The following is a 25,671-nucleotide window of genomic DNA, read 5'->3' as shown; positions in this document are numbered from 1 at the left end:
GGATGGTTTTCGATTCCTAATTTCTAATGTAAAACTCCAAACATCCCATGCGGATAATTACCGGAAAACTGAAAGGCCGAAATTTCAACATTCCGAAAGGACTGGATGTCCGCCCTACCACCGATCGCACCAAAGAAAGCATCTTCAACCTGATTGAAGCTCGTGTTTTTATGGAAGGTACCCAGATTCTGGATCTCTTTGCCGGATCGGGGAACCTTGGCTTCGAAGCTATTTCACGGGGAGCGCGGCACGTAACTTCTGTTGAACTGGACCCCCAGAACGTGAAGCAAATTGAAAAGACGGCCGCCGAATTTGGCATTGATGACCAAATGAGGATTGTATGCTCCGATGCTCAACGCTTTCTGAATGGCATGGCTATTCCCTATCACTTTATTTTTTGTGATCCTCCCTACGACTACCCTTTTATGGATGAACTCATCGACCAGGTTTTTGAAGAAAATTGGTTGACGGATGAAGGCTGGTTTATCCTGGAGCACGACAAATACAAGGATTTCACCGATCACCCCAAGTGCACTTTTTCAAAGGCATATGGCCGAACTATCGTTAGCATCTTTCAAAAGCATCCGGTAGATTCGGAATAAATACACCCTATGAAAACAATCGCTTTATATCCCGGGTCGTTTGATCCCATCACCAATGGCCACCTCGACATTCTGGAACGTGCAACCAACCTGTTTGATCATGTGATCGTAACCGTTGCCGTTAACAAAAAAAAGAAAGCCGTTTTTTCAGGGGAAGAACGAGTCAACCTTATTGAGGCCTGCATAGCCAATAAAGCATGGTCAGAAAATGTGGAGGTAAATCAGTTTACGGGTTTGCTGGTTGATCATGCCCAAAAAATGAATGCAGATACACTGGTGCGAGGTGTTCGCCAAATTTCTGATTTCGAATACGAATTCAGGATGGCCCTCACCAACAAGCGCCTCGCCCCCAATGTGGACACCGTTTTCCTGATGCCTGATGAAGAGTTCACGTTCATCTCTGCTTCTATTGTAAAGGAAGTTGCATACTGGGGCGGCGACCTTAGTTCTTTTGTCCCCGAAAATGTAGCCATGGCTCTTAAAGAAAAGTTTAAGGATAAGGGATAGAAACTGCTTTAAACTTGACCAAAGTTACTAAGGCCCCGTTTTATTGCAGGCGCACCACCTGAACTAACTTGTCCAAAGTTATTTAGACACCGTTCTATGGCAGTCGTTCCATTTTAACTTTGGACAAGTTAATTTGGGAAAAAATAATCTACTTTTCTTTCTTTCAGCCTTTATATTTTTATCGTTCTGAATCTCACTCCCACACCATTTTCGAAATTATGATTTCAAATCGCGCACAAAATTTACAGCCATCTGCAACGCTAAAAGTTACCGGCCGGGCCAAGGAGTTAAAGCGACAGGGAAAGTCTATCGTCTCGCTGAGTGCCGGTGAGCCGGATTTCAAAACGCCCAAGCATATTTGCGATGCAGCCATCAAAGCAATTGAAGATGGCTTTCATGGATACACCATGAACCCGGGAACTCCGGAATTACGCGAGGCTATTTGTGCGAAGCTGAAACGCGATAACAACCTGGATTACGACCCTTCCCAAATTATCTGCTCGAACGGGGCTAAGCAGTCGGTTGGGTTCAGCCTGCTCGCGCTGGTCAATCCCGGGGATGAGGTGATCATTCCCGCCCCTTACTGGGTTTCCTATCCTGAAATGACCCGATTGGCCGAAGGAGAATCCGTCACGGTTCGCACTTCCTTCGAGAATAATTTCAAGCTGACTCCTCAACAGCTGGAAGATGCCATCACCGAAAAGACCAAAGCTTTGATTCTGTGTTCCCCATCCAACCCAACCGGGGCCCAGTATACCGCCGATGAGCTTGAGGGATTGGCTGAGGTACTGCGCAAACACCCTCAGGTGTATGTAATTTCTGATGAGATTTATGAGTACATCGTTTTTGAAGGCGACCATGTCAGCATCCTGAACGTGGCGCCGGACCTTAAAGATCGCGTATTGCTGATCAACGGTTTTTCTAAAGGATTCGCGATGACCGGCTGGAGACTGGGCTATCTTGCTGCTTCAAATGAAATTGTGAGTGCAGTTTCGAAAATTCAAAGTCAGGAAACGTCTGCTCCTTCTTCCATCTCCCAAAAAGCAGGAGAGGCCGCTTATAAAGGCAGTCTTGAGGAGGTGGAAACTATGCGGGAACAGTTTAAAAAACGACGTGATTATTTGGTGGAAACGCTCAATTCGCTGGAAGGGGTAAGCTGTTTCACTCCAGGCGGTGCGTTTTACGTGTTCCCGGACATCTCACATTACATCGGCTCCCACAAACCGGATGGTTCAGACATTGAATCTTCCACCGATCTGTGCCTGTACCTGCTGGATGAGTTTGGTCTAGCCCTCGTTCCCGGTGATGCCTTCGGTGAGCCGAGTGGCGTCCGGCTTAGCTACGCAGCCTCGATGGATGATTTGGAAGAAGCGATGAAGCGTTTTGAAAAGGGGTTAAGCAGTTTAAAGTAAGCTACATTAAATAAGTGTTGTCATGCTGAACCTGCCTGCAGATAAGCAGGCTGGATTCAGCATCTGAAGAGGGCAAAATAATGATGGATTTTCCCCGTAGCAAGATGGTAGCCCTATTCAGAACCTGAATTAAATTCAGCTTGACGGTTGACGACCACAACTCATCTTATTATTGATGTAGATTAACCTCTAAATCTTATCAATCGCCAGCTTGTAGGTGGGGTCTTCCATCACATTCACGTCAATGATGGCATCCGCATCCTGAAGGAGTTTTCGACAGTCTTTGCTCAGGTGTTTCAGGTGAACGGTCTTCCCAACTTTGTTATATCGTTCAGTGATTTTATTCAATGCCTCAATGGCTGACATATCTACTACCCGGCTTTCCTCAAAATCGATGATCACTTCGTCCGGGTCGTTCAGTACATCAAACTTTGAATTGAAAACGGTTACGGAACCAAAGAAAAGTGGCCCGTAAATTTCGTAATGCTTAATACCGTCTTCGTCGATATGCTTGCGGGCACGAATTCGCTTGGCATTATCCCAGGCAAAAACGAGAGCAGCGATAATCACCCCAACAATAACGGCCAGCGCCAGGTTATGCAGAACTGCTGTTACTAACGTCACCGTTACCATCACAAATATATCGGAAGCCGGCATTCGGTTGAAGGTCCGAAAACTTGCCCATTCAAAAGTACCGATAGCAACCATAATCATCAGTCCTGTAAGAGCTGCCATTGGCATCAACTCAATTACCGGCGCTCCAAACATGATAAAAACAAGCAGCATCAGCGAGGCAACAATACCCGAGATTCGGGTTCGGGCTCCGGAAGACACGTTAATCAAGCTCTGGCCGATCATGGCGCAACCGCCCATTCCAGAAAACAATCCGGACAGAATATTTGCTGATCCCTGAGCGATGGCTTCCTGATTTCCGCTTCCACGGGTTTCGGTGATTTCATCAATGATGTTCAGCGTTAGCAAACTTTCAATTAAGCCAACCCCGGCAATGATAGCTGAGTAAGGAAGAATGACCATAAAGGCCTCCCAGGTGAAAGGAATTTCAGGTATATGAAACGGAGGAAATCCACCTGAGATAGAAGCAATATCGCCCACGGTCCGGGTTTCTATTCCGAGAACTACCACCACTCCGAAAACGGTTAAAATGGCAACAAGAGATGCAGGCACCGCTTTGGTTAATTTCGGCAGCCCCCAGATAATGAGCATGGTTAAAGCAACCAGACCTAATAACACATACATGCTTTGTCCGGTCATCCATTCCCCTGAAGGTGTTTTAAACTGAGCCAGCTGCGACATAAAAATGATAACTGCCAGTCCGTTTACAAACCCAAAGATTACGGGGTGAGGGACAAGTCGCATCAGTTTACCGAGCTTCAATGCTCCGGCAGCTATCTGAATGATACCGGCTAAAATTACTGCCCCGAATATATATTCCACTCCATGAGATTGTGCAAGTGCAACCAATACCACGGCAATAGCTCCGGTTGCTCCGGAAATCATTCCCGGCCGGCCACCAATAATGGAGGTTACCAACCCCATCATAAAGGCAGCGTACAAGCCCGTTAAAGGAGAAAGGCCGGCAATCATCGCGAATGCCACGGCTTCGGGAATCAGTGCCATAGACACCGTGATACCCGCTAAAATTTCAGTCTTATAGTCTATTTTATCGTTGAGACCGAACAGGTCTAAATACTTCTTCATCTATTTTTTTGGAATACTAAATGGGTTAACTAAATCGATTTTATTGTAGATGTCCGTGCGAAAAGAAAGGCGTATTGGGAAAGGAAAATGCCGGACTGATTCTTTATTTGAAGCAAGTTAAACTACGGACTTTAACTTTCCGAGAGTACCACTTTCTAAACTTTTCGTGTTATGAAATCATGAACTTAGTTGTATCTGTTCGTTTTGAACATGGAAGCGGTTTTCTGAAGAGATAGCCCAGTTCTTTAAAAACCCTGATTCGATTTCATCCTCAAATCGTGACATTAATTCCAAAGTTTCACGACTGTTTTCCTGCTCACCGACTTTCTTTTTCCTGTCTTTTGTGCGAGCCCGCTCCTATGTGTCTATCAAAATTACCGACCAGTTTTCATTGGCACAGAATTTGATAGAAATTGGTTCGTATATTCGACCCGAATTTAAATCAACAGAACAATGCCTACATACGAGTACAAAAGAGAAGACGGAACTACTTTTGAAATCATCCAAAAGATGAGTGAACCTGCTTTGGAAACCTGCCCTACAACCGGACAAAAAGTGAAGCGCATTATTTCCGGTGGCGGAGGCGTGGTTTACAAAGGTGATGGCTGGTATGTAACCGATTACAAGAACGGAGGTAAGAAATCAGCCTCAACTCCTCCCGCCGAAAGTTCAGATAAGGATAATGGAGCTCCGGAAACCAAAGCTGAAGCACCGAAGGCAAAAGCCGACAAAGAAACCAAATCGTAAGTCGTTTATGGTTCATCGTTATTTGTATATTCTGTTTTACACAAATAACGATGAACCCATAACCATTGGATAGCATCATCCCATGGAGCACAGCAAAGCATATCAGGAAGCGTTAGACCAATTTGTCCTACTCTGGGGTGAAATGGCATCGGCATGGGGAATCAATAAAACCATGTCTCAGATTCATGCATTGCTGTATGCGGAATCTCATCCGCTGGATACCGACTCCATCATGGATACGCTCGACATCAGTCGCGGCAATGCCAACATGAATCTCCGCCGGCTGCTGGATTGGGAACTCATCCATAAAAAGAGCTTTCCCGGGGATCGCAAAGATTATTACTCCGCCGAAACCGATGTCTGGAAAATCGTTTCCACCATTATCCGGGAGCGCCAACAGCGCGAAATAGCGCCTATCCGTGAAAACCTGGAAAAGTGTATCCAGACGCTGGAATCGGGAGGACTGACAGACGAGGAAAGCAAAGAGTTCAAAGTCCGCATTGAGAACTACATGGAGTTCCTGGAGATGTTTGAGCGTTTTACCGGAGCCCTTCTCCCCTACATCAACAAAAAGAATTTAAAATTCCTGAAGCAGCTCGTTAAACTTGTAGAAGTAAAAGAATCGCTGACCGGAAAAAAGGATACTGATGACTAAGAAGTCGCACCGAGAAATTGGAAACGATGGGGAAGATCTCGCCTGTGCCTATCTGGAATCCAAAGGATGGAGAATTTTAGAGCGGAACTATTTTTTTGAACACTCTGAAGTGGACATCGTGGCGTATGATGACACCGCTATCGTATTCGTTGAAGTTAAGTACCGTACTAATACAAAATTCGGACAGCCTTTCGAGCACGTAACCGAAGAGAAAGTTCAGCATATCTTCAAAGCTGCCGAGGCATGGATGTACGAACGAAAAATGGAGGGGTCTCCCATGCGATTTGATATCGTCGGGATTGTGCAGAAAAAGAATGAAGCTCCGGAATTCAATCATATTGAGGATGCGTTTAGGTAGAGAGGTTTTAGGTGCAAGGTGTTAGGTTTTAGTGGTAGTCTGAGTGGAAGCAAAGAACCTTTGCCTGAATTGCTCACCAAGCTTCAAAGGCCAAGACCCTAAGACAGTAGCTTCACACTAAAACCTAACACCTAAAACCTTGCCCCTAACACCTACCGAACCTTTTTGAATGCAAATCCATTAGTTACTATCATCCGATAAATTAAATTTTAGCTCATACTTTTTATGCCCTACACCAATCAGGATATCGCCGCCAAACTCCGTGAAGTATCTCAGCTTATGCAGCTCGCCGGAGAGAATCGATTTAAAGTTATTGCCTTTGATAAAGCCGCACAGACGATTGAGGGACTTGGGGATGACATCAACGAGTACATCAAAGAAAAAAACCTGACGGATATAAAAGGGATTGGTAAATCCATTGCTGAAGACATTTATGCGCTGGAAGAAACCGGGGAAATGCCCGTACTGGAAGCGTTCAAAGAAAAAGTACCGGAAGGTTTGATCGATTGGCTGGGAATTTCAGGACTCGGCCCCAAGAACGCTTACAAAATCCATAAAGAGCTGGGTATCAGTACTATTGATGAGCTGAAGGAAAAAATTGAAGATGGCTCGGTGGCATCACTTTCAGGATTGGGGCAAAAATCGGCGGAGAAAATAAAGAAATCCATTGAATGGATGGAGAAGTTTGATGAACGCTGCCGTTTAGATCAGGCCCAAGAAATCGCCAGCACCATTTTTGACAGCCTGAAAGATCAGGAAGGAGTTCAGCAGATCGAAGTGGCCGGCTCCTACCGTCGCGGACTGGAAACCATTGGCGACATCGACATTTTGATTGCCGCTGACGAAAAACACATTAACCCGTTATTCGATGTGTTCACCAATCACGAACGGGTGACGGAAGTACTTGGCAAAGGAGACACCAAGAGCTCGGTTAGAACCAAAGAAGGCCGCCAGGTGGATTTACGCATCGTTAAGCCTGAGGAATTCCCGGCCGCACTTATGTATTTCACCGGAAGTAAAGAACACAATGTGGTGTTAAGGCAGCGTGCCCGCGACCGCGGAATGAGCCTGAATGAATATGGTTTGTTCAAGCTGAACGACAGCGGAGACACCAACTTTGATGCTCCGGTTGAATTTTCGAGTGAGTCGGATATTTACGAGAAGCTGGATATGCACTTTGTGCCGCCTGAGCTTCGCGAAGACCGTGGTGAGTTCGACATCTACGAAGAACAGCAGGATTTTGACCTCGTTTCTAATGAAGATATTCGGGGTGTTATTCATGCTCACAGCACCTGGAGTGATGGAAAGTACTCCATCAAAGAAATGGCCGAAGCATGTATGGAGCGGGGGTATGAATATCTTGGGCTAACCGATCACTCCAAAACGGCGGCTTATGCAGGCGGACTTACAGTGGATGAAATTAAACAGCAGTGGGAAGAAATTGATCAGCTGAACGAGGAGTTCAGGGATGCCGGCAAAAGTTTTGTGATTTTTAAAGGCATTGAATCCGATATTCTGGCCGATGGTTCTTTAGATTATGAGGATGACATCCTGGAAGGCTTTGATTTCGTTATCGCCAGTGTGCACCAGTCACTGGAAATGCCCCGGGATAAAATGATGGAACGGATGCGAAATGCTATCAAAAATCCATACACAAGAATTCTGGGTCACCCAACCGGCCGGTTGCTACTGAAAAGAAACGGCAGCGATTTAGACCTTAACGAACTGGTTGCCCTGGCAGCCGAACATAATACAGCAATTGAAATCAATGCCAATCCGCGCCGGCTTGACCTTGACTGGAGATTTGGCAACAAAGCCATGGAAGTCGGGCTTATGACTTCCATCAACCCTGATGCTCACTCCACCGATGGCATTGATGATATACCCTACGGTGTGCGCATTGCCCGAAAAGGAAAGTATGGGAAAGACCGTGTACTGAATGCGAAAAGTGCGGAAGAGGTAAGGTCATTTTTTGAGGCAAGATAGATAAAGTGTCTATCTCAAAAGCTTCATTCCTTTCAGTTTAGATGCTTTTTTATCGAAAGTATAGGTTGGATCATCTTTCGACGCATTATTTAATTCACTAATTAAACAATCTTCAAAACCTGCATTTGTTTCTTCAAACTCATCAAGTGCTTTTTGAATAACTCTGTCCAACTGAACTTCAAATCCTTGAGTATCTAACAGCATCCGAAAAGTCTCTATGAATTTCATCTTAGAATAGCCGTAAGTAGTAGTAAGTACCCAACAAGATTCCATTATTACAGGCAGATTAATTTTCAATGGAGATTCATGATATTCTTCAAACAAGGTCCGTACTTTTTGAAATTGTTCTTCATCATCTCTAACTAAGAAACGGATCAGGATATTGGTGTCTATTGCAGGCATTACTTTTTGTATTTTTTTCTGAAATACTCCGCAACACCTTTGTTCATTTCTTCAATAGTTTTTGCTTTTTGCCCCGGTCTATGAAGAATACCTGCCATATCCATAATGGAAAATTTCTTTTTGGACACCCCAATTTTTCCTTGTTCATCTATTTCAAAATCGAGCTTATCACCGGGCTTCAAACCCAATTCATCCCGGATTTTTTTGGGGATGGTTACCTGACCTTTGGATGTGATGGTTGCTGTAGGCATAATTCTTACTTTTTGTTCGATATGTAAGGAATTTGTTTATTTCAAGAACCAACTGCAACTACCTTTATTATGCAAGCTTTCCAAAAATAGCTACCTTCGAACACCGATTTTTTAACTCAAAATCTACTTCCGTGATTATAGAAAAGCCTCAGTTTTCTGAACATCAGATTGCCAAACTAGTAAAGGCATCGGTGGTGCCCCGGCCTATTGCATGGATTTCATCGGTTGGCAAAAGCGGGATTCCAAATTTAGCTCCTTACAGTTATTTCAATGTGATTTCCCATAACCCTATCATGTTTATCACCTCCATAGGCCGGGGAGCGAATGTGGGGAAAGATGGCGACAAAGATACCCTGGCGAACATCAAGGACAGCGGTGATTATGTCATCAACCTGGTTTCGGCCCGGCTGGTTAATCACATGCACAAAAGCAGCACCATTTATCCTAAAGAAATCAGTGAGTTTGAGAAGACAGGCCTCACCCCAATAAAAAGCAATCTCGTTACTGCTCCGAGAGTTGAAGAAGCCGTTATCAGTATGGAATGCAGGTTAGACCGTGTGATGGAGCTGGGTGATTTCAATCAGGTGATCGGGGAACTGGTTTGCTATCACATTCAGGATGATGTGTATATGGAAAATGACAAGGTAGATTACGCCAAGTACGATCCGATCGGAAGAATGGCGGCTAATTATACCTATGTGAGAGATCTCTTCTTTCCCGAAGAAATTTAGTCGTAGCTCTCCCTCTTAATCTCATTCCCCAAACTGTCATATTCAATCCAAACCCCGGATTGCTCCCCATCCTTGTACTGTCCGGTTACCTGAACCTGGCCATTGGGGTGCCATCTCCTGACTTGTCCGCTGCGCGGACCCACTTCGGAATAAGGAAATTTAAAGCGCGGCTGGCCGTCGGCATAATACTGAACAAATGAGGTGTCGGTACGAACCGTATAGCTTGTCAGCTCCCCGGATTTGTTGTAATAGCTGGTCATGGTGTCGGTTCGAATTTGAGTGATTTTCTGCGTGGCCGGGTCTATAAAATATAACTCATCGGCATTCCAGCTTATAGCCAGCCGACCCAGTTTATCCCAAATGCTTCCGGTGTTTTTCCGGTAATCGGCATCCATTCCCAACCTTCGGCTTGCGTACCAGTACCGCAGCCGAAACATTTCCCCGTTTTCAAATTCACCCTGCAGGTTATAGTCCCTGCTGTCAAAGGTTCTGATATATCCTCTGTATGGCTCTTTCGCCCGGGTATTAAACAGAATAAGGGTGGTATCTCTGATGTCATACATCCGCACCCCATTTACCTGGGTAGAGACTATGTATTGATTGGGAGGAACCGGCAGCCCGGTTGAATCCCGGAATTCCAGATGATCATACCCATCCAGAAAATAATGCTCTTCCTTAACCTCTTGATCCGAACAAGCGCCGACAATAAGCAAGCATATAAGTGCAGCGAAAAACGATATTACCGGGCTTTGTGCTTTCAAGGTCTAATCTTCATAGTTAACAGAATTACCCAATAAGTATCCATAGGGTTTCATTTCCGGTATTTGATCAAAAATCACTTTCAGAATACCGATTAACGGTACGAACAAAATCATCCCTGAGATTCCCCATAACTCCCCGCCAATAATCAAGGCAATCATAGCTACAAACGGATTGATAGATACTTTAGAGCCGACAATACGGGGAGTGATAAAGTTACCTTCAAGGAATTGCACGGTTCCAAATACAGCCACCACCAACACCGGGGTAATCAGCGAATCGGTAAGCAGCAGGGCAAATAACAACGGCGGCAATGCTCCGATAATAATCCCGATGTAAGGAATGATGGCTAACAGGGAGGCAAAAACTCCAAAGAACAGTGCATGCTCCAGCCCGATGATAAAAAGTCCGGTTGTATTTAGAATGGCTAAAATCCCAATCACCGAGAGCATGCCAACCAGGTAGTTTTGAGTTACATTCTGCACCCGCCCTAATAAATTGTCCACATTGGAATAATCGCCTTTTCTGGACACAAACAGCTTCTGAAAAAAGGTTTGATACATCTCCTGGTAGTACAGCATGAAGAAAATGAAGATGGGCATGAGCGTCATCACCGTAAATATATTAGTGGTAGCACTTACGATGGAACTTACATAATTCCCGCTCTGATCGATGAGGTTGTTTATGCCCTGCTGCAAGTATTCACTTTGTTCTTCCTGGGAAATCCCGGCTGTTTCTTCCAGGTATTGAATGGCATTATTGGAAACGGTCTTCAGCTTTTCGGTTACTTCCGGTATGCGCTCAGCAAACTGCACAAACTGAGCCGATATCAGCGATAAAATGCCTCCAAGAACAACCAATACCACCAACAACGTAAGAATGATGCTGAACGCCCTGCCCAGTTTCCAGCGCTCAAAAAGTTTTACTATAGGACTCAAAAGCATCGCGAAAAATGCCGAAAAAGCAAGCGGCATCAGGATAAACTTGCCATAGCTCATAATCAGAAACAGTAAGTACAGGCCAATTAATGTAACGGTAGTCTTAAACCAGAATGGATATTTTTCTGTAGATTTTATTCGATGATGTGGCATAAAAAACTATATTGTTCAGGGTTCATCGGTGCTGCAAAGGCAATGATAGTTAAAGCATTTCTAAGATGTCGTATAAATAGTGTTGACATCAGCAGCAGCCAATGATATTAAACGATAAGCTATAAAGTGCACAACAACACTGAAATTCTTATTATAGAAATCTGTTGTTCGCCTTGTAATTCGGGTACAAAATGAAAAAAGGAAGAAAACTTAGTAAAGCAGCTCTAGTGAGCTTGGTGTACGCCGCCGTAATCTGCTCACTTTTTATTCTGCAATATGCGGGCTTTTTCAACCCTATTGAGGACTCCCTGCTCGATCAAAAATTCCGTTCTTTCGAGCGGGATGTTCCCAAAGACCGGGTTTCACTGGCTATGATTGACCAAAAAAGCCTGGATACCTTCGCTAAAGAACATGGCATCTACTGGCCCTGGCCCCGTGAAGTGTATGGAACCGTCCACAATTATCTGATGGCCAAACAAGCACGGCTGGTTGTTTATGATGTGCTTTTCGATCAACCCGACTTTGACCGAAACGGCCTTTCCGGTGCGCGGAGTGACCTGTACCTGGAGCAAATGTTTGGCACTTATCAAAACTCTGTCCTGTCTGCACAAACCATTGAAAGTGAAGATGGATATAACCGATCAGACTTGTCCCGCTTTACCTACCCGCTTGCTTTGGAAGACAGTTCGGAGCTCTATTCCGTACATAATGTTCCGATCCCGCGGTTTCTGAATACCGCCCATAAAATTGGATCTGTTGCCATCCCAACTGAAAATGAGTCCATCATTCGCAGGGTGCCTATGTTTTTTAATATTTCCGGGGACCGTGCTCTTCCCTCTCTGGGAGTGGCCGCTTATCTCGGGTATCAACGAGGACAGGTTTCGGTTGAAAGAACCGGCCGTTCGCTTTTACTTGACTCGCTAAAGGTTCCGCTTCAACCCGATGGTAAGTATCTGATTAACTGGTACAAGAAAGGAGGAAGTGAAGACGGTACATTCCGAAACTATTCTTTTTACGGATTGTTTAAAGCCGGGCTCGAATTTCGGCAGACCGGCGACCCCAAAGCTGATTCTTTAATAGAGCTAAAAGACAAAATTGTATTTGTCGGTGCCAATGCTGCCGGATTATCCGATATCAAGTCAACCCCCATGAGCCCGATTGAACCTTTTCCGGGTGTAGAAATTCATGCCGCTGTTACCAACAACCTTCTGGAAAGTGACTTCATAACCACGGTTTCTCCTTTTACCAAAAACATCCTCATTCTCATTTTCACAGCCGTCCTTCTGATCCTGATTTTCTGGACGCCTTCAAAAGTGAACATTTCTTTTTCTGCTGTATTGATGGGAGCAATCATTATTGCCGGGTTAATTCTCTTCAGTGTGTACCGGGTTTGGTTTCCTACAGCTGAAATATTCCTTTCCTCGTTGTTGATGATTATCGTAGGATACACAACCAAATATGTAAGTGAGGATGCCCAGAAGCGTGCCATTCGCAGTGCCTTTGACCTTTACCTTCAAAAAGAACTTGTTGAACAAATAATTGAGCAGCCTGAACTGCTTAAATTAGGCGGGGAGAAAAAAGAACTTACTGTTTTATTCAGCGATTTAGCCGGATTCACTTCGATTTCTGAAGATACCCCTCCCGAAGAGCTGGTTACCTTCCTGAATGAGTATTTAAGTGAAATGACCGATATCGTTTTTAGAAACAAAGGCACGCTGGATAAATATATTGGCGATGCCATCATGGCTTTTTGGGGAGCTCCGGTTCCGGAAGAAGATCACGCTTACTACGCCTGTAAATGTGCCCTGGAGATGGAAGAAAAACTGGCCGAATTACAGGCAAAATGGACGGGTGAAGGGTTACCTGCTCCCCATGTGCGCTATGGTTTAAATTCCGGGCCTATGGTTGTGGGAAATATGGGCTCCAAAGACCGGTTCAGCTATACGGTTTTAGGTGATAATGTGAACCTTGGCGCCCGCCTCGAACCTGCCAACAAGGATTTTGGCACCCGGATTTTAATTTCACAATCAACCCGAGAACAGGTAAAAGACCGCCTTTTGACGCGTGAAGTCGCCCTAATGAAGGCAAAGGGTAAAACAAAACCCATCCGGATTTTTGAACTTATTTGCGAAAAAGGTACAGAAGAGTCCTCAAAATGGGAATCGTTTGTAGAGCTTTTCCATGGTGCGTTAAATCATTATTATAATCGTGAATGGGAAGCGGCAGAAGTTAAGTTCGAAAAAGCACTGGAGCTTAAAGACGGGGACATGCTCTGCCGAATTTATTCAAAAAATATCGAGGTATTTAAAAAGAATCCGCCCGGCGCCAACTGGGAGGGTAGCTATCAACAAACAAATAAATGATGAAAAAACTACTTTCTTCTTTTGGGGTGCTATTGTTTTGCACAGTTATGTTCGGCCAATCTGCTTTGGCCCAGGTAAAATACACGAACCAAACGGCAGATATGCGTAAAGGCCCTGCGGCCTATCATGAGTTTTTACTGCGTCTCTACATCAACAATAAAGTTGAGCTGGATTCCACACAGGGATACTGGGATCGCATCTGGTTCAAAGAAACGTTGGGATGGGTGCCAAGCTACACGCTTTCTGACACTAAGATTAGTGAAGACAAACTTCAGTCCGATTCCCTCCAAAGCCGGATGAACCTGATGTTCTCCCAAATTGACGGTGACGATGCAGACGTAGAAGAGGAACTGGTGGCTTCACCAACTCAGGTGTCGGCTGCAGTAAAAGGCTTTGCTGAAAAATGGCGACGCGCTCGAAACATCGAATACACCGTTGATTTCGAGAAATTTCAGATCGAACCTGCTTCTCCTACTGAGTTTCAAAACTTTATTGGTGTGAGAGAACGGAAAATGAATCCCCAGCAAGAACGAAGACTCTTGTACCCGGATGCTATTTTTGTTCCTTATACCGACCCTGCCATCGACCAGGTGGGCTATGCGGTTGCCAGTGCGGTAGCTCAACGAGGGCTGGTGAGCAACTACCAGCTGCAACGGTATCTGGATCTTCTTTCCGGGCTGATTGTAGAGAACAGCCACAAGCCGGAACTGGACTTTAAAGTCTTTATTCTTGATTCGGAAGCCGTTCAGGGATATTCACTGCCCGGTAACTACATTTTTGTTTCCAAAGGAGCCCTCAAACAAATGCGCTCTGAAGCGGAATTGGTTCACTTCCTGGCTCACGAAATCGCCCACCTTGTATTCAGTCATGGCATGGTTGAGTATAAAGAGCAGGAGCCACGGGTAAAACGCGAGAGCCTGCTGGACGAGATGCGTCGCAAACTGGCTGAAGAAGGAGCTGAAGACCAAGCCACTGAGGAAGAGCGGGAAAATGAGCAGCGCATCACCGATTGGACCGATGGTTTTTATGATGCTGCCAACAGCGAGCGGCTGGAGTCCTATGAGTTTGACGCCGACTACTGGGGTATCATTTATACCTACCTTTCCGGCTACAATCCCAATGAGGCGATTAAATACCTGGACCGAATTCAGATTTCAGAAACCGAAGCCATTACCGAATGGAGCGGTCTTTCCCTGGAACGAAGGATTGAAGCCATTAACGAGCAAATTGATGATCTCAACCTCGGAAGCGGTAACACCAGCAGTGAATTGTTTCAGCGCCTGATGAATTCATTGGATTAACGTAGAAACATATTTGTACCATCTTCTTTACGGGGTAGATAAAAAGTTTTATAACGTCATTGTTTCTTACTTTTTATTTACCCTTTTTTTTGTGTGAAACTTAAACCTCAGTCCTGTAACCATGCCACGCACTCTTCGATTAGCTGTTAGCATCAACAGCCTGTTTCTGTTCTCTGTTTTCTTCGTTTTTTCTGCTTCTTTACAGGCTCAATCTTCAAGCTGGAATCAATCAACCTTAAAAGAAGACCGGGCTTTGTTTTCTGAACACTTCACCCCGGCTGAATTTGCAGAACGGCGAGACAAGGTTTACGAGGCCATCGGAGAAGAGAGCATCGCTATTTTACAGGGTGCCCCAAGCCCGGAAGGATATCTTGATTTCAGACAAAACAACGAGTTCTACTATTTATCCGGTATAGAATCGCCCGATGCCTTCCTGATCCTGAATGGGCAAACCCGGGAGGCCACCGTTTATTTGTATAATCGTAAAGAGCGCCGGGAGTATGGGGAGGGCAAAATACTTTCTTTCGAAGACGCTGAATTAGTAACAGAACTTTCCGGTATTGAGAATGTGGGATCGTACTCAGATTTAATGACCGACCTGGAGTCACTGAATCAATCTGCGGAAATTACCACTATATATACACCTCACAGTCCTTACGAGGAAGTGGCCATGACGCGCAGTATGGCCAACCGCCACATTGAGGATATGAAAGCCAATCCGCTTGACACACGCTTACCCCGTCATCAAAACTTCATTCAGGAAATACAGGAAGCAGCACCGAATTTAGAAATTGAAGATTTAGATTCCGTTATCGACGAACTTCGGAAAATAAAGAGTGTGAAAGAGCTTGAACTTATACGCCGCTCCACCCGCTTGCAGGCAGAAGTTATTATCGAATCGATGAAATCGACCGAACCGGGAGTAAAGCCCTATGAACTGGAGGCTGTCTCAAAATACATTTACTGGAAGCATAATATTCAGGATGATGCCTACTACCCGCTTATCCATGTTGGTCCCGACGCGTACATGAACCACTATCACAACAGCGAGCGAACGGCAAAAGCCGGAGATATGATATTGATGGATTACGGAGCATATGACCGGTACTACTCCAGCGACCTTGGTCGGATGTGGCCCGTTAATGGCACATTCAATCCTGTACAAAGGGAGTTGTACTCATTTTATCTGAAGTTTTACGAGGCTATTCTCTACCATATTAAACTCGGGCTTACACCACAGCAAGTGATGCAAAACGCCCTTAAAGAAATAGACGTCATTTTAGAAGAACACAAGTTTTCCAAACCGCTATATCGAAATGCTGCCGAGCAGTTTGTAGCCGGCTATCATGAAAGAGCCAAAGACCCGGACATGCGATTGGGGCACGGAGTGGGGATGTCCGTTCATGATGTTGGGGACTATGCCGTTCCCATTGAGCCCGGAATGGTATTTGTGATTGAACCTCAGTTTCGGGTACCAGAAGAACGAATTTACATCCGCCTGGAAGACATGATTATTGCTACTGAAGATGGAGTCGAGATTTACAGCGACTTTCTCCCGCGCGATATTGAAAGCATCGAAAAGCTTGTCCGGGAAGATGGGCTGCTTCAGAAAAACCCTATTTCAATCGATAATTAATCTAACGTTAAACTCTTTTTTCATGCATATTGATCACATTGGCATTGCCGTAAAAGACATAAAGAAAGCCACGGAAACCTATTCGAAAATCTTTAACGCCTCCCCCACCAAATCCGAGACCGTAGAAAGCGAAAAAGTAGAAACGGTCTTTTTCCAGACTGGCGAATCGAAAGTGGAACTGCTGGGCCCAACCAGTGATGATTCTGTTATAGCCAAATATGTGGATAAGAAAGGTGAGGGCATTCATCACGTAGCCTTCGAAGTAGATGACATCCATGCCGAACTGGATCGTCTTCGCAAAGAAGGATTCACCATTCTGAATGAACACCCCAAAGACGGAGCTGATAACAAGCTGGTAGCCTTCGTTCACCCTAAAGATAATCACGGAGTTTTGGTGGAATTGTGCCAGAGTAAGAAATGATTGAGTTTTGCCTGATTTGATGCGTATCTTTAGCGCTCATTGATCGGGGCGTGGCTCAGCTAGGTAGAGCGCTCGGCTGGGGGTCGAGAGGTCGCAAGTTCAAATCTTGTCGCCCCGACAAGTATAAGCCTTCAAATGGCCTTTAGGGGTCATCTGAGGGCTTTTCTTTTTTGCCCATTTCTGCTTTTCTCTCTCAAATTGGGGTAAATCTGATCATTTGTTATCCCATTGTTACGCAGAATATTCTCCTAATAAAAATATAAAACCTCCACACGGGCAATAGCTTGGCTTAACAAGCGTGGCTCAGGTGAGTAGAGCGCCCCGACGGTTAGAACAAGGGACGTTGGTTTAAACTGACGTCCCTTTTTTTGTTTGCTCAAATATTTGAATATATAGGCTTACTCAACACTCAAACTATATACCCGGCCGCTTTCAAGGGTAGTTTGAGACAGGTTGATGGTTAGTGGCTTTTTCCCGGGCATGGAAATCCGAAGCTCCTGAACTTCGGGTAGTACATAGACCAGGTAATAGTTTTCCCCTTCCTGAACCTTTAACAATTTATCCGGGTCTGAAACAGAAATTTCCAGGTTTTCCCAGTCTGAATAAATCTTTAACCCTGCAGCCAAAATCCCTTCCGCATTTTTATTATCTCTCCGATTGGCTACCAGTTCATTTTTAAGATATTCCAGCTCCTTTACAATGCTCAACTCATCAGAAGTATTCTTCTTTAGCTGCTCTGTTACCTCAATTTCCCACACTTTACCGCTCTCTAATTCTATGCCCGCCTGGCTCAGTAAAATATCCAGCGGCTCGAGTCCTTCTTTAATGATGGTTACTTTATCTTCCTGTGGTGAAAGGAGAACCAAAACTGAATTTTTGTAACCCATTATACTGAGCACTCCTAAAGTCGACTGTATGGTCAAGTCCATCTGGGAAGCTTTAACTAATAGCCCCGCCGCCAGCTTTCCGTTTACATCGTAGTTCACGTCCCGGTCAGCAATGATCTGGTCGGAAGAAATTACCGGTTCACCCCGAATTACCAACTCTTTCTTATTTGTGTTCTGTGCCAATATAGAGTGGCTTATACAGAACAGAACCCCGGCTATCATAATTTTTTTCTTCAGCAAATCCATGTACCCTTCCCGCTAATTATTTAGTCGTTATGATCACAATCACGAGAAATAAATTTCTAAAATCAATACGTGTTTTCACCTATCTGAACAGGCATTGTATTCCTATGAATCGTTATAGTATATTGACTCTTCTTATTTATATTGAAGTGCTTCTTTTTGGGGTTTGATGCAATTTGATCAAGGTGAGAAACGCTTTGGAGTACGCTTCAAAAGGGGTGAATCTCAAAGAGCTTAACAGAGTAAATTATTATGTACGGGTATCGGGTATGAAAACGACATCACAATCTATCAATATTGAACAGCTTAACCTGCTGATGGAATTGGTTGGAAAAATAAATTCTAACCTTGAGTTGGATAAGCTGCTCCGTGAGATTATGGATTCCGCCAAAATCATTATGGACACGGAGGCAAGCTCGCTTTTTCTGCTTTCCGAAGATAAATCAAAACTCACTTTAACTATACCAACCGGACCTGCTACAGCAGAGTTATCCGGGAAAAGTATGCCCTCCAATCAAGGGTTAAGTGGCTGGGTGGTACAGAATGTGGAACCGGTGTTGGTCAGGGATGTTCAAAAAGATCCCCGGTTTGCCGGAGAGCTCAGTGTGAGTTCTTCATTCACCACCAAAGACCTGATCTGCGTGCCCCTGATAAACCATAACGGAAAGGTGATTGGGGCCCTTCAGGCTATCAACAAAAAGAATCCCGAAGAGCTTTCCGAAGATTTAATTCCTGTTTTTCAGACCATGGCCAATCAGGCCGCTATTGCTATTGAGAATGCCAAACTGCAGCAAGAGCGCATCGAGAAAGAGCTGATGGATAAAGAGCTTGAAGTTGCGCGCACCATCCAATCCGGCTTTTGGCCCAAGGAGGTCCCCAATATTCCCCATTACCGTATTGCCGGATGCAGTAAACCTGCAAAAAGCGTTGGAGGCGATTACTATGATTATATCCCCATCCCCGGGACCAAACGCTGGGGTTTTACCGTGGCTGATGTAACCGGCAAGGGTGTTCCCGCTTCCCTGTTAATGGCTACCATGCGTGCCTCCCTTCGTTCTCATGTGGAGAACAACAAAAATGTTGGAGATTCCATCAACAGCGTAAATAAACTTATCTACGAAGATTCTCCCATCGACAAGTTTATCACCGCTGTTTATGGTGAACTTGATACCGAAACTCACACCTTCAATTACGTGAATGCCGGCCATAATAACCCCTATTTGCTGGATGTACACAACCATAATCTTAGCCAACTCGAAGTGGGTGGTGTGATGCTGGGAATTATGGACCCTGTGGATTTTAAAGGAGATTCGATAAAACTGTATTCAGGCAATAAGCTAATTCTCTTTTCGGATGGAATCCCTGAGGCCCGTAATACGGAGGGAGAATTTTTCTCAGACGAAGGTTTTGAGCAATGGCTTCTGGAACATAAATCCCTCACTCCTTCTCAAATGATGATGAACCTGCTAAAAACAATCGATAATTTTAGTAAAGGTCAGCCCCAAAGTGACGATATAACACTCATCATCATTGAACGCGTACAGTAAGTAATAAGAAACCGCTGAATCAGGAATGGTTCAGCGCATCTGCAAATGAAATAAAAACCTGAATGATCTTTTCAGGCTAAAATAATTTGTAACAAATCAGCTGTACGGAACTTTTACTATAGGCGAAAGTATATATCTACGAGGCAGGCAATATTATGTATATCATTAATAATAAGAGACAAATAGAGCGTATAAAAGACATGGTTACCGTGCGAAAGAATATGGATACCTATGAAGTCTTTTATCACGACCCCTCTACCGGAGAGCTTTGGAAGAGCTTTTTTCCTCGCGGATACCGAAAACACCAGGGCCCAAAATTGCTCCGCCCCGAACCGCTTCCTGAAAACCTGGAACTGCAACTGGAGATTTGCCTCAACAGTCCCGACGACTCAGATGCAATCGGGCTTGGAATTGAATGCTCCGTTAAGCCCAAAAAATGGGAAGAGATCATTGAGGTCCTGGACAAGAACCGGAAGAAGTATCTTCGAAGCAACCTCAATACCTTCATCAAACATCTTGGGATACTCCACCCAATGGACTCCCTTCAAGAGATAGAACTCCATCCGGACGACCTTGAACTGGATGAGGAAAAACTTACCGCTCTCAAAAAGAAAGCAAAAAAGATAAAACTGAAGAGATTCTTCAGAATTTAGTCCCGCCCCCTTCATATAAAAACCTCTGATACTGTCGGGAATCAACGATTCCTCAAGGCAGGCCTTCCTAACATTAGAGAGTTTTAATTTCTAACATTTGTAAATATCCCTCTCCAGGTGTGCTTCAGGGCAGTTTTGCTATAAGCATAGGGAAATTATTTCCGCTTTATTAAAATTAAGATTTTTTAATATTAGAGGAAATTAATATTATTTGGGTGAGATAAATAAAAATGAGAGTAGCAATCACCCACATATTAATTCTCCTGGTTTCCGGCTTTTGGGCTTCCCTTCAGGCACAAACAACTGCTGTTATGCAAGTTCGGGTAGAGATCGTAAGCGGAGCCGGCTTGTCTTCCATTGAAGAAGGGCTTATTGATTTAAGCTCCGTGGATGCAACTAACAATAATGTTAAAGCAGGCGGGTTCTCGCTTCAAACCTCACCGGGCACTGATGTAAGTGTTTCAATCGTTGAAAACGCCGGCATAAAGAATTATGACGGAGAAACCATAGAGTTTGAATCACTTCAGGTAGATAAAAGAACTACGGAGACCGGTGAACACCACATCTCCCTGAACGGTAAAATCAAAGACCTAAGCTCATTAAGAGGTCACTACCAGGGCGATGTAACCGCTGTTATTGAATACCTGTAAGGAATTCCTAAGCACTCAATACCGGTAACCATCACCTCTTCCCCTTGCAGGGATTCTGTACCCGCTTATCGTCCCCTCTTGCAGAATCTTAAATAGTTTTTTCCAATCCGGCGGCCTTTGATTCTCGTACTATTTCAGTGCTGATTTTAAGTGATTAGCAAACATATACTCCGAATAACTCAAATAAAGCCCCGGTTTTGATCGACCAGGGCTTTTTCTATTTCCCCTGTTCAGGCTTGTTTGCGGTGATGAGGTACAAATTCCAATACATGTAGTGCCAGGTTTGTTTGTGCTTAATGTTGAAATGAACTGAACTGAGTAATTTTTCAGCATCATTCACGGAAACGGTTTGAATGGTTTCACGGGTAAGCTTATCGATCCAGTAATTGACTGCCCTGAATAGCCCTTCTTTGTTCCAATCCAGCAAATAAAACATCCCGCCGGGCTTTAGCACCCGATAAACCTCCCGGATGGCACCCTCCTGATTCGGGTAATTGTGAAACGCATTCATTGAAATGACCCGGTCAAAGGAATTGGACTCAAAACTCATCTGCTCTGCACTGTATCCGGTAAAACGATAACGATCATCAGAGCCCACCTTTTCCCGGGCCTTCGCAAGCATTTCAGAGGACACATCATTCAGCACAAACTCACCGAATTCCCGGTCATTCTGCTGAAGATACCTTGCCAGGTAACCGGTTCCGGCACTTATATCCAACACCCGATCGGATGGATGTATTCTAAGCTGACCCAATAATTTTTGATGTGTATTCTCGAGGTACCCCTTCCACCGAACATCGTATTTGGATGCGAGGGCATCGTAGCTCTCGGCGGTTTCATCTTTACTCAACTCTGTTCTGTTGGCCACTTCTCTTGGTTCTATGACTTTAATCTTTTTCTATTTTTGGGACACGACCTTCTGAAAGCATTTTCTTTTCTCATTTACCTGCACACCAAACAGCGGCTTTTCATGTAGCAATCCCTCCAATTATTTCTGAGGGAAAACCATTTTAAATTTTTTGCAATCTGCTTTAAAGATCCGCTCGTATTCTCGAGTGAACAAGTAATAAAATTCATCAAGTAAAAACTATTATGAAATCACTAAACAAACTATTCATTATGCTGGCTGCTGTTGGGCTATCCTTCACAGCTTGTGAAAATAACAATTCGTCGGGAGAAGACGATACAGACATCCCGGCCGTAGAAGCCAATACACAGGGCACCAGTAATGGTAACCAGGTTACCATTTCAAATGTGGTATCCCCCGAAAATGGATGGATCGTTATTCACCGCTCAAACGCTGAGGGCAACGGACCTCAGGTTCCTGAAATCATCGGAAAATCTATGGTTGAAGCCGGTGTAAATACCGATGTAACCATCCAGCTTGAAGAAGGCGTTTCTAATGAAGAAACCCTTTGGGCCATGCTGCATGAAGACACAGGAACTCTGGGTGAATACGAATTTGACGGGCAAAACGGATTAGACCTGCCGGTTACCTTAAATGACGAAATCGTGATGACATCTTTCATGATTTCCCAAACCGATCCGGCTATTACAGTCAGTGATCAGGTTGATCGAGGTAATATTTTCGTTATTGGATCCGTATCTGCTGCTGAAGACGGCTGGATTGTAATTCACGGACCTAATGCCAACAACGATGGACCTCAAATTCCGGAAATCATTGGTAAAGCACCGGTTTCTGCAGGCGTAAATGAGAATGTGGAAATTGTGCTGAATGAAGGTGAAGAAGTATCTACCGGAGACAACCTCTTCCCAATGCTTCATTATGATACCGGAACAGACGGTGAGTATGAGTTTGACGGCCAAAGCGGTTTAGACCAACCTGTTATCACTGCAGAAGGTGACATCGTTCTTGCTTCTTTTGAAGTAATTGAAAATATGTCAACACTGATGGCGGAAGACCAAACCGTTATGAACAATTCTATCATGGTTGATGTGGAATCGGATACCGACGGATGGGTGGTTGTGCATGCTTCTAATGAAGCCAATGACGGTCCCCAGATTCCTGAAATTATTGGTAAAGCACCAATTCAGGAAGGAATGAACACAGACGTTCAAATTACTTTTGATGACGGCGTTGTAGTGGAAGATGGCGACGTGCTATACCCTATGGTTCACTATGATACCGGAACAATCGGTACCTATGAATTTGACGGACAAGGACCGCATGACCAACCGGTTATTACAGCTGATGGAATTCTGCTGACCAGCATTACCGTAAGTGGCTCCGCTGCTCCGGCTGTAGTTGCAGAAGACCAGGCTGTGGAAGACGGAACACTTACCATCTCTGAAACCATGACCGGCCAGATAGGATTCGTAGTACTTCACAGAGATACCGGAAACGATTCTCCTGTAGTACCGGCAAGTATTGGCCACGGACAAGTTTACACCGGCCAAAATACCGACCTTGTTATTGAACTTAACGACGACGAAACCCTGGAGTCAGGAGAGAAAGTATGGGCGATGTTGCACATCGACAACGGAACAATCGGATCTTATGATTTTGATGGTTCTGAAGGAAGTGACGACCCACCCGTATTTGATTCAATGCAAAACATTGTAATGGTTCAGTTTACTATTCAATAAACTGAGGCGTTAAGTGGTTGAGGCTGTCGGAGGACCCGGCAGCCTTTTTTTATTTGAAGGAATTTCAGGGCTGAACCTGAAGCTTTCTAACAACCTCACCGGCTCCTGCAAACTTCAATCTTATAGCCACGGAATCGCCGGCTTTTAATTCCTGGTTCAAGCCCATCAGCATGATGTGAAGGCCTCCCTGCCGGAACCGGATTTCTTGTCCGGGCTGTACCATAACTTCTTTTTGTTCCCGCATCCCCATCATCCCTTCTTCTGTTTCGTAAGACTCATGCACCTGCACCATATCTGCAAAATCTGCCTCAACCGAACGTAAGGTGTCCGCTTTGTCCAGTGAATTTGTATAAACAAAATAAGCTGCACTTGTTCCACCGGAAGCGGCCGGACGAACCCGCTCTCTTATCACATCTGGTTCCTCACTCACATTTTCTTTCTCCGCTTTTTGGTTGGTGCAGGCCACTGAAAGCATCAAACCACTAATCAATAAAAGGAAAACTGTTTTTCTCATCGGACTTTATTTAGATCTTCAACTACAAGAGAAGGAATTATCGGCTGGCTTCCTCCATATTCAAAAATTACCCGCGCCTGTTTATCTAACACCATTATTTTATCGGAGTGATTGATGAAGTAAAGCTCTTTTCCGCTTTCGGTTTGCTGCGTGAAAGAAACCTGGCTTCGAACGCGGGCGCTGTCCATCAAGGCAAAAACCTCGGTTGAATCGCCGGTTATAAAGGTGAAGTTTTCATCAACCTCAAAAGCCTTCCCGTACTGTTTTAGCTTCGATGGAGTATCCCGGACCGGATCAAATGTTGCGGCTACAAATTGCACATCCTCCGGGTAATTCAGCTCTTTCTGAATTTTGACGAGATTTTGCGTGATGAGCGAACAGATATCCGGACAGTTGGTGTATATAAATCCCATCACCACGTAATCGCCTTCAAAGTCATCCGGAAAGACGACTTCGGCACTGTCACTGTTAACCAGCTGAAAAGAGGCGTCACCCATATCCTCAATAACCTCGGGGTTATTGCCACAAGCGATTATAAAAAGGGGGATAAAAAGCAGTATTAATTTCTTCATAGGTTGAATGTAAGAGTATTCACAAATAACTTAGCCATTGTTCCCTCAATTAATCAATATTCATCATTTATCATGGAGTATCGCATCAAGTTAGGTGGCTTTTTATTTTTAGTTTCCACTGTTTTCATCGGCATTTCCTGCCAAACGGATCAAGCTAAATCCAATGATCACCCGGATACCGATGAGCAATATGAGGATACGGTTCCTTTGATTTACCACATGTCTTTTATGCAGCGGTATAGCCATAAATTATATCTTGCAGGTAAGGAAGAAAATTGGGAGCTGGCCTATGTATATTCTCATGAAATCGAAGAACTATCTGAAACCATCATTGACGGCAACCATCTGGATGATGGAGTGAATGTGAGCAAACTGCTCGAAACCATGCTCATTCCCCAAATTGAAAAGGTTGAAGCTGCAATAGACGCCAAAGACCAAGCTATGTTTGAGGACAATTATCAAACCATGATTCAAACCTGCAATCAGTGTCATGAGGCGGCTAACTATGGAGCCGTTAAGGTAACGGTGCCCAGCGGAAATCCATACAATCAGGATTATTCTCCTGCTGCCGATGAATAATTAGCTACTGAATTATCAGGGCCCGAAATACCAAATAGCAAAACTTGCTAGAAGGGAAATCAAGAACAGAAAATAAGCTTGCTTCACCGGGCGGTCGGGCAGGAAGTTATACAATGGATTTTCCCGAAAGAATTCTTCAAGCTGTTCCCGGCGTGTTTTTTCTTCCGGATCCAACTCATCCTCTTTTTTAACCAGCACTTCTGCGTCACCATCAACCTCTTTAAGGCTTTCGTTCAAAAACCCAGCGATGGTGTATTGATCAACTTTCCCCAAATTACTGACAATGAGGTAAGCGGGCGTTCCCACCATAAAAATGGCAATCCCCACAATAGATTTATCCAACACGGTAAGCTCGAGAAATATCCCTAATGCCATACTTATTAGTATCCCCAGCCCGATTATACATAGCAGTGCGCTTAACACAAGACGCAGCTTCCAGTTGTAAATCCCTTCCAATAATACTTGCGAACCCTTCATG

At 44.5% G+C, this 25,671-nt stretch carries 27 protein-coding genes and 1 tRNA gene; 18 read left to right on the top strand and 10 right to left on the bottom strand.

What is annotated here, in order from left to right:
* The first annotated feature begins 47 nt into the window (after positions 1-47).
* The 3 genes from rsmD (at position 48) to JJ941_RS10290 (ending at position 2,521) form a co-directional block, all read left to right on the top strand.
* Positions 48-602, top strand: coding sequence for a 16S rRNA (guanine(966)-N(2))-methyltransferase RsmD (gene rsmD / locus JJ941_RS10300; RefSeq protein WP_290964730.1), 555 nt, complete (start codon positions 48-50; stop codon positions 600-602).
* 9 nt (positions 603-611) lie between these two features.
* Positions 612-1,109, top strand: coding sequence for a pantetheine-phosphate adenylyltransferase (gene coaD, locus JJ941_RS10295; protein ID WP_290964726.1), 498 nt, complete (start codon positions 612-614; stop codon positions 1,107-1,109).
* A gap of 218 nt (positions 1,110-1,327) precedes the next feature.
* A complete protein-coding gene (locus JJ941_RS10290) occupies positions 1,328-2,521 on the top strand; it encodes a pyridoxal phosphate-dependent aminotransferase (protein WP_290964723.1) in 1,194 nt (397 codons plus the stop codon).
* Positions 2,522-2,710: 189 nt separating this feature from the next.
* On the opposite strand, the gene JJ941_RS10285 is transcribed toward JJ941_RS10290, so the two are convergent.
* Positions 2,711-4,240, bottom strand: a complete 1,530-nt coding sequence (locus JJ941_RS10285) for a SulP family inorganic anion transporter (RefSeq protein ID WP_255133671.1) — start codon at positions 4,238-4,240, stop codon at positions 2,711-2,713.
* A gap of 453 nt (positions 4,241-4,693) precedes the next feature.
* Between JJ941_RS10285 and JJ941_RS10280 the strand changes: the two genes are divergently transcribed.
* The 4 genes from JJ941_RS10280 to polX all read left to right on the top strand — a co-directional run bounded on the left by JJ941_RS10280 (position 4,694) and on the right by polX (position 7,986).
* Positions 4,694-4,987: a zinc ribbon domain-containing protein gene (locus JJ941_RS10280; RefSeq protein WP_290964718.1), complete on the top strand. Its 294-nt coding sequence runs from the start codon at positions 4,694-4,696 to the stop codon at positions 4,985-4,987.
* A gap of 82 nt (positions 4,988-5,069) precedes the next feature.
* Complete coding sequence (locus JJ941_RS10275) at positions 5,070-5,642, top strand: hypothetical protein (protein WP_290964715.1); 573 nt, start codon at positions 5,070-5,072, stop codon at positions 5,640-5,642.
* Positions 5,635-6,000: a YraN family protein gene (locus JJ941_RS10270; protein ID WP_255133677.1), complete on the top strand. Its 366-nt coding sequence runs from the start codon at positions 5,635-5,637 to the stop codon at positions 5,998-6,000. Before JJ941_RS10275 ends, JJ941_RS10270 begins: the two co-directional genes overlap by 8 nt.
* Positions 6,001-6,225: 225 nt before the next feature.
* Positions 6,226-7,986 (top strand): DNA polymerase/3'-5' exonuclease PolX, encoded by a 1,761-nt coding sequence (gene polX / locus JJ941_RS10265; RefSeq protein WP_290964712.1) that lies wholly within the window; start codon positions 6,226-6,228, stop codon positions 7,984-7,986.
* Positions 7,987-7,995: 9 nt separating this feature from the next.
* On the opposite strand, the gene JJ941_RS10260 is transcribed toward polX, so the two are convergent.
* The gene (locus tag JJ941_RS10260) at positions 7,996-8,388 is read right to left on the bottom strand and encodes a type II toxin-antitoxin system VapC family toxin (RefSeq protein WP_290964708.1); all 393 of its coding nucleotides are present in this window, start codon (positions 8,386-8,388) and stop codon (positions 7,996-7,998) included.
* Positions 8,388-8,639 carry an AbrB/MazE/SpoVT family DNA-binding domain-containing protein gene (locus tag JJ941_RS10255; protein WP_290964706.1) on the bottom strand — a complete coding sequence of 84 codons (252 nt, stop codon included), beginning with the start codon at positions 8,637-8,639 and terminating at the stop codon, positions 8,388-8,390. Before JJ941_RS10255 ends, JJ941_RS10260 begins: the two co-directional genes overlap by 1 nt.
* Positions 8,640-8,770: 131 nt before the next feature.
* On the opposite strand from JJ941_RS10255, the gene JJ941_RS10250 reads away from it, so the two are divergent.
* A complete protein-coding gene (locus tag JJ941_RS10250) occupies positions 8,771-9,370 on the top strand; it encodes a flavin reductase family protein (protein ID WP_290964702.1) in 600 nt (199 codons plus the stop codon).
* Here JJ941_RS10250 and JJ941_RS10245 read toward each other — a convergent pair.
* On the bottom strand, positions 9,367-10,131 hold the full coding sequence (locus JJ941_RS10245; protein ID WP_255133687.1) for a hypothetical protein: 765 nt from the start codon (positions 10,129-10,131) through the stop codon (positions 9,367-9,369). The two genes, JJ941_RS10250 and JJ941_RS10245, sit on opposite strands and share 4 nt — an antisense overlap.
* A gap of 3 nt (positions 10,132-10,134) precedes the next feature.
* Positions 10,135-11,220 carry an AI-2E family transporter gene (locus tag JJ941_RS10240; protein ID WP_255133689.1) on the bottom strand — a complete coding sequence of 362 codons (1,086 nt, stop codon included), beginning with the start codon at positions 11,218-11,220 and terminating at the stop codon, positions 10,135-10,137.
* Between the two features lie 191 nt (positions 11,221-11,411).
* Between JJ941_RS10240 and JJ941_RS10235 the strand changes: the two genes are divergently transcribed.
* The 5 genes from JJ941_RS10235 to JJ941_RS10215 all read left to right on the top strand — a co-directional run bounded on the left by JJ941_RS10235 (position 11,412) and on the right by JJ941_RS10215 (position 17,059).
* Positions 11,412-13,583: an adenylate/guanylate cyclase domain-containing protein gene (locus JJ941_RS10235; protein ID WP_290964697.1), complete on the top strand. Its 2,172-nt coding sequence runs from the start codon at positions 11,412-11,414 to the stop codon at positions 13,581-13,583.
* Positions 13,580-14,884 carry a M48 family metallopeptidase gene (locus tag JJ941_RS10230; RefSeq protein ID WP_290964693.1) on the top strand — a complete coding sequence of 435 codons (1,305 nt, stop codon included), beginning with the start codon at positions 13,580-13,582 and terminating at the stop codon, positions 14,882-14,884. Before JJ941_RS10235 ends, JJ941_RS10230 begins: the two co-directional genes overlap by 4 nt.
* A 121-nt stretch (positions 14,885-15,005) precedes the next feature.
* Positions 15,006-16,520 carry a Xaa-Pro peptidase family protein gene (locus JJ941_RS10225; protein WP_290964690.1) on the top strand — a complete coding sequence of 505 codons (1,515 nt, stop codon included), beginning with the start codon at positions 15,006-15,008 and terminating at the stop codon, positions 16,518-16,520.
* A gap of 22 nt (positions 16,521-16,542) precedes the next feature.
* Positions 16,543-16,941 (top strand): methylmalonyl-CoA epimerase, encoded by a 399-nt coding sequence (mce, locus tag JJ941_RS10220; protein WP_290964688.1) that lies wholly within the window; start codon positions 16,543-16,545, stop codon positions 16,939-16,941.
* 44 nt (positions 16,942-16,985) lie between these two features.
* Positions 16,986-17,059 (top strand) — tRNA-Pro (locus JJ941_RS10215).
* A gap of 280 nt (positions 17,060-17,339) precedes the next feature.
* On the opposite strand, the gene JJ941_RS10210 is transcribed toward JJ941_RS10215, so the two are convergent.
* Positions 17,340-18,011, bottom strand: a complete 672-nt coding sequence (locus JJ941_RS10210) for a hypothetical protein (protein WP_290964686.1) — start codon at positions 18,009-18,011, stop codon at positions 17,340-17,342.
* Positions 18,012-18,340: 329 nt separating this feature from the next.
* Between JJ941_RS10210 and JJ941_RS10205 the strand changes: the two genes are divergently transcribed.
* The 3 genes from JJ941_RS10205 (at position 18,341) to JJ941_RS10195 (ending at position 20,921) form a co-directional block, all read left to right on the top strand.
* Positions 18,341-19,618, top strand: a complete 1,278-nt coding sequence (locus JJ941_RS10205; RefSeq protein WP_255133700.1) for a GAF domain-containing SpoIIE family protein phosphatase — start codon at positions 18,341-18,343, stop codon at positions 19,616-19,618.
* Positions 19,619-19,773: 155 nt separating this feature from the next.
* Positions 19,774-20,271: a hypothetical protein gene (locus JJ941_RS10200; protein ID WP_290964682.1), complete on the top strand. Its 498-nt coding sequence runs from the start codon at positions 19,774-19,776 to the stop codon at positions 20,269-20,271.
* A gap of 230 nt (positions 20,272-20,501) precedes the next feature.
* Positions 20,502-20,921, top strand: a complete 420-nt coding sequence (locus JJ941_RS10195) for a hypothetical protein (protein ID WP_290964679.1) — start codon at positions 20,502-20,504, stop codon at positions 20,919-20,921.
* Between the two features lie 217 nt (positions 20,922-21,138).
* Here the strand turns inward: JJ941_RS10195 and JJ941_RS10190 are convergent, their stop codons facing one another.
* Entirely contained in the window at positions 21,139-21,789 is a 651-nt protein-coding gene (locus JJ941_RS10190; protein ID WP_290964676.1) for a methyltransferase domain-containing protein, read from the bottom strand.
* 224 nt (positions 21,790-22,013) lie between these two features.
* Here JJ941_RS10190 and JJ941_RS10185 point away from each other — a divergent pair, with 224 nt between their 5' ends.
* On the top strand, positions 22,014-23,528 hold the full coding sequence (locus tag JJ941_RS10185; RefSeq protein ID WP_290964673.1) for a hypothetical protein: 1,515 nt from the start codon (positions 22,014-22,016) through the stop codon (positions 23,526-23,528).
* Between the two features lie 64 nt (positions 23,529-23,592).
* On the opposite strand, the gene JJ941_RS10180 is transcribed toward JJ941_RS10185, so the two are convergent.
* Positions 23,593-24,042, bottom strand: coding sequence for a copper chaperone PCu(A)C (locus tag JJ941_RS10180; protein WP_290964671.1), 450 nt, complete (start codon positions 24,040-24,042; stop codon positions 23,593-23,595).
* Positions 24,039-24,614, bottom strand: coding sequence for an SCO family protein (locus JJ941_RS10175; protein ID WP_290964670.1), 576 nt, complete (start codon positions 24,612-24,614; stop codon positions 24,039-24,041). The genes JJ941_RS10180 and JJ941_RS10175 overlap by 4 nt, the downstream gene beginning before the upstream one ends.
* Before the next feature lie 72 nt (positions 24,615-24,686).
* Between JJ941_RS10175 and JJ941_RS10170 the strand changes: the two genes are divergently transcribed.
* Positions 24,687-25,193: a hypothetical protein gene (locus tag JJ941_RS10170; protein WP_290964667.1), complete on the top strand. Its 507-nt coding sequence runs from the start codon at positions 24,687-24,689 to the stop codon at positions 25,191-25,193.
* A gap of 15 nt (positions 25,194-25,208) precedes the next feature.
* Here JJ941_RS10170 and JJ941_RS10165 read toward each other — a convergent pair whose 3' ends face one another.
* The gene (locus JJ941_RS10165) at positions 25,209-25,670 is read right to left on the bottom strand and encodes a hypothetical protein (protein WP_290964664.1); all 462 of its coding nucleotides are present in this window, start codon (positions 25,668-25,670) and stop codon (positions 25,209-25,211) included.
* Position 25,671: the final 1 nt, after the last annotated feature.

The sequence above is a fragment of the Gracilimonas sp. genome (assembly GCF_017641085.1).
GTDB lineage: Bacteria > Bacteroidota > Rhodothermia > Balneolales > Balneolaceae > Gracilimonas.
Note: the sequence above shows the minus strand (reverse complement) of the source record. Positions and strands in the feature narration are given on the sequence as shown.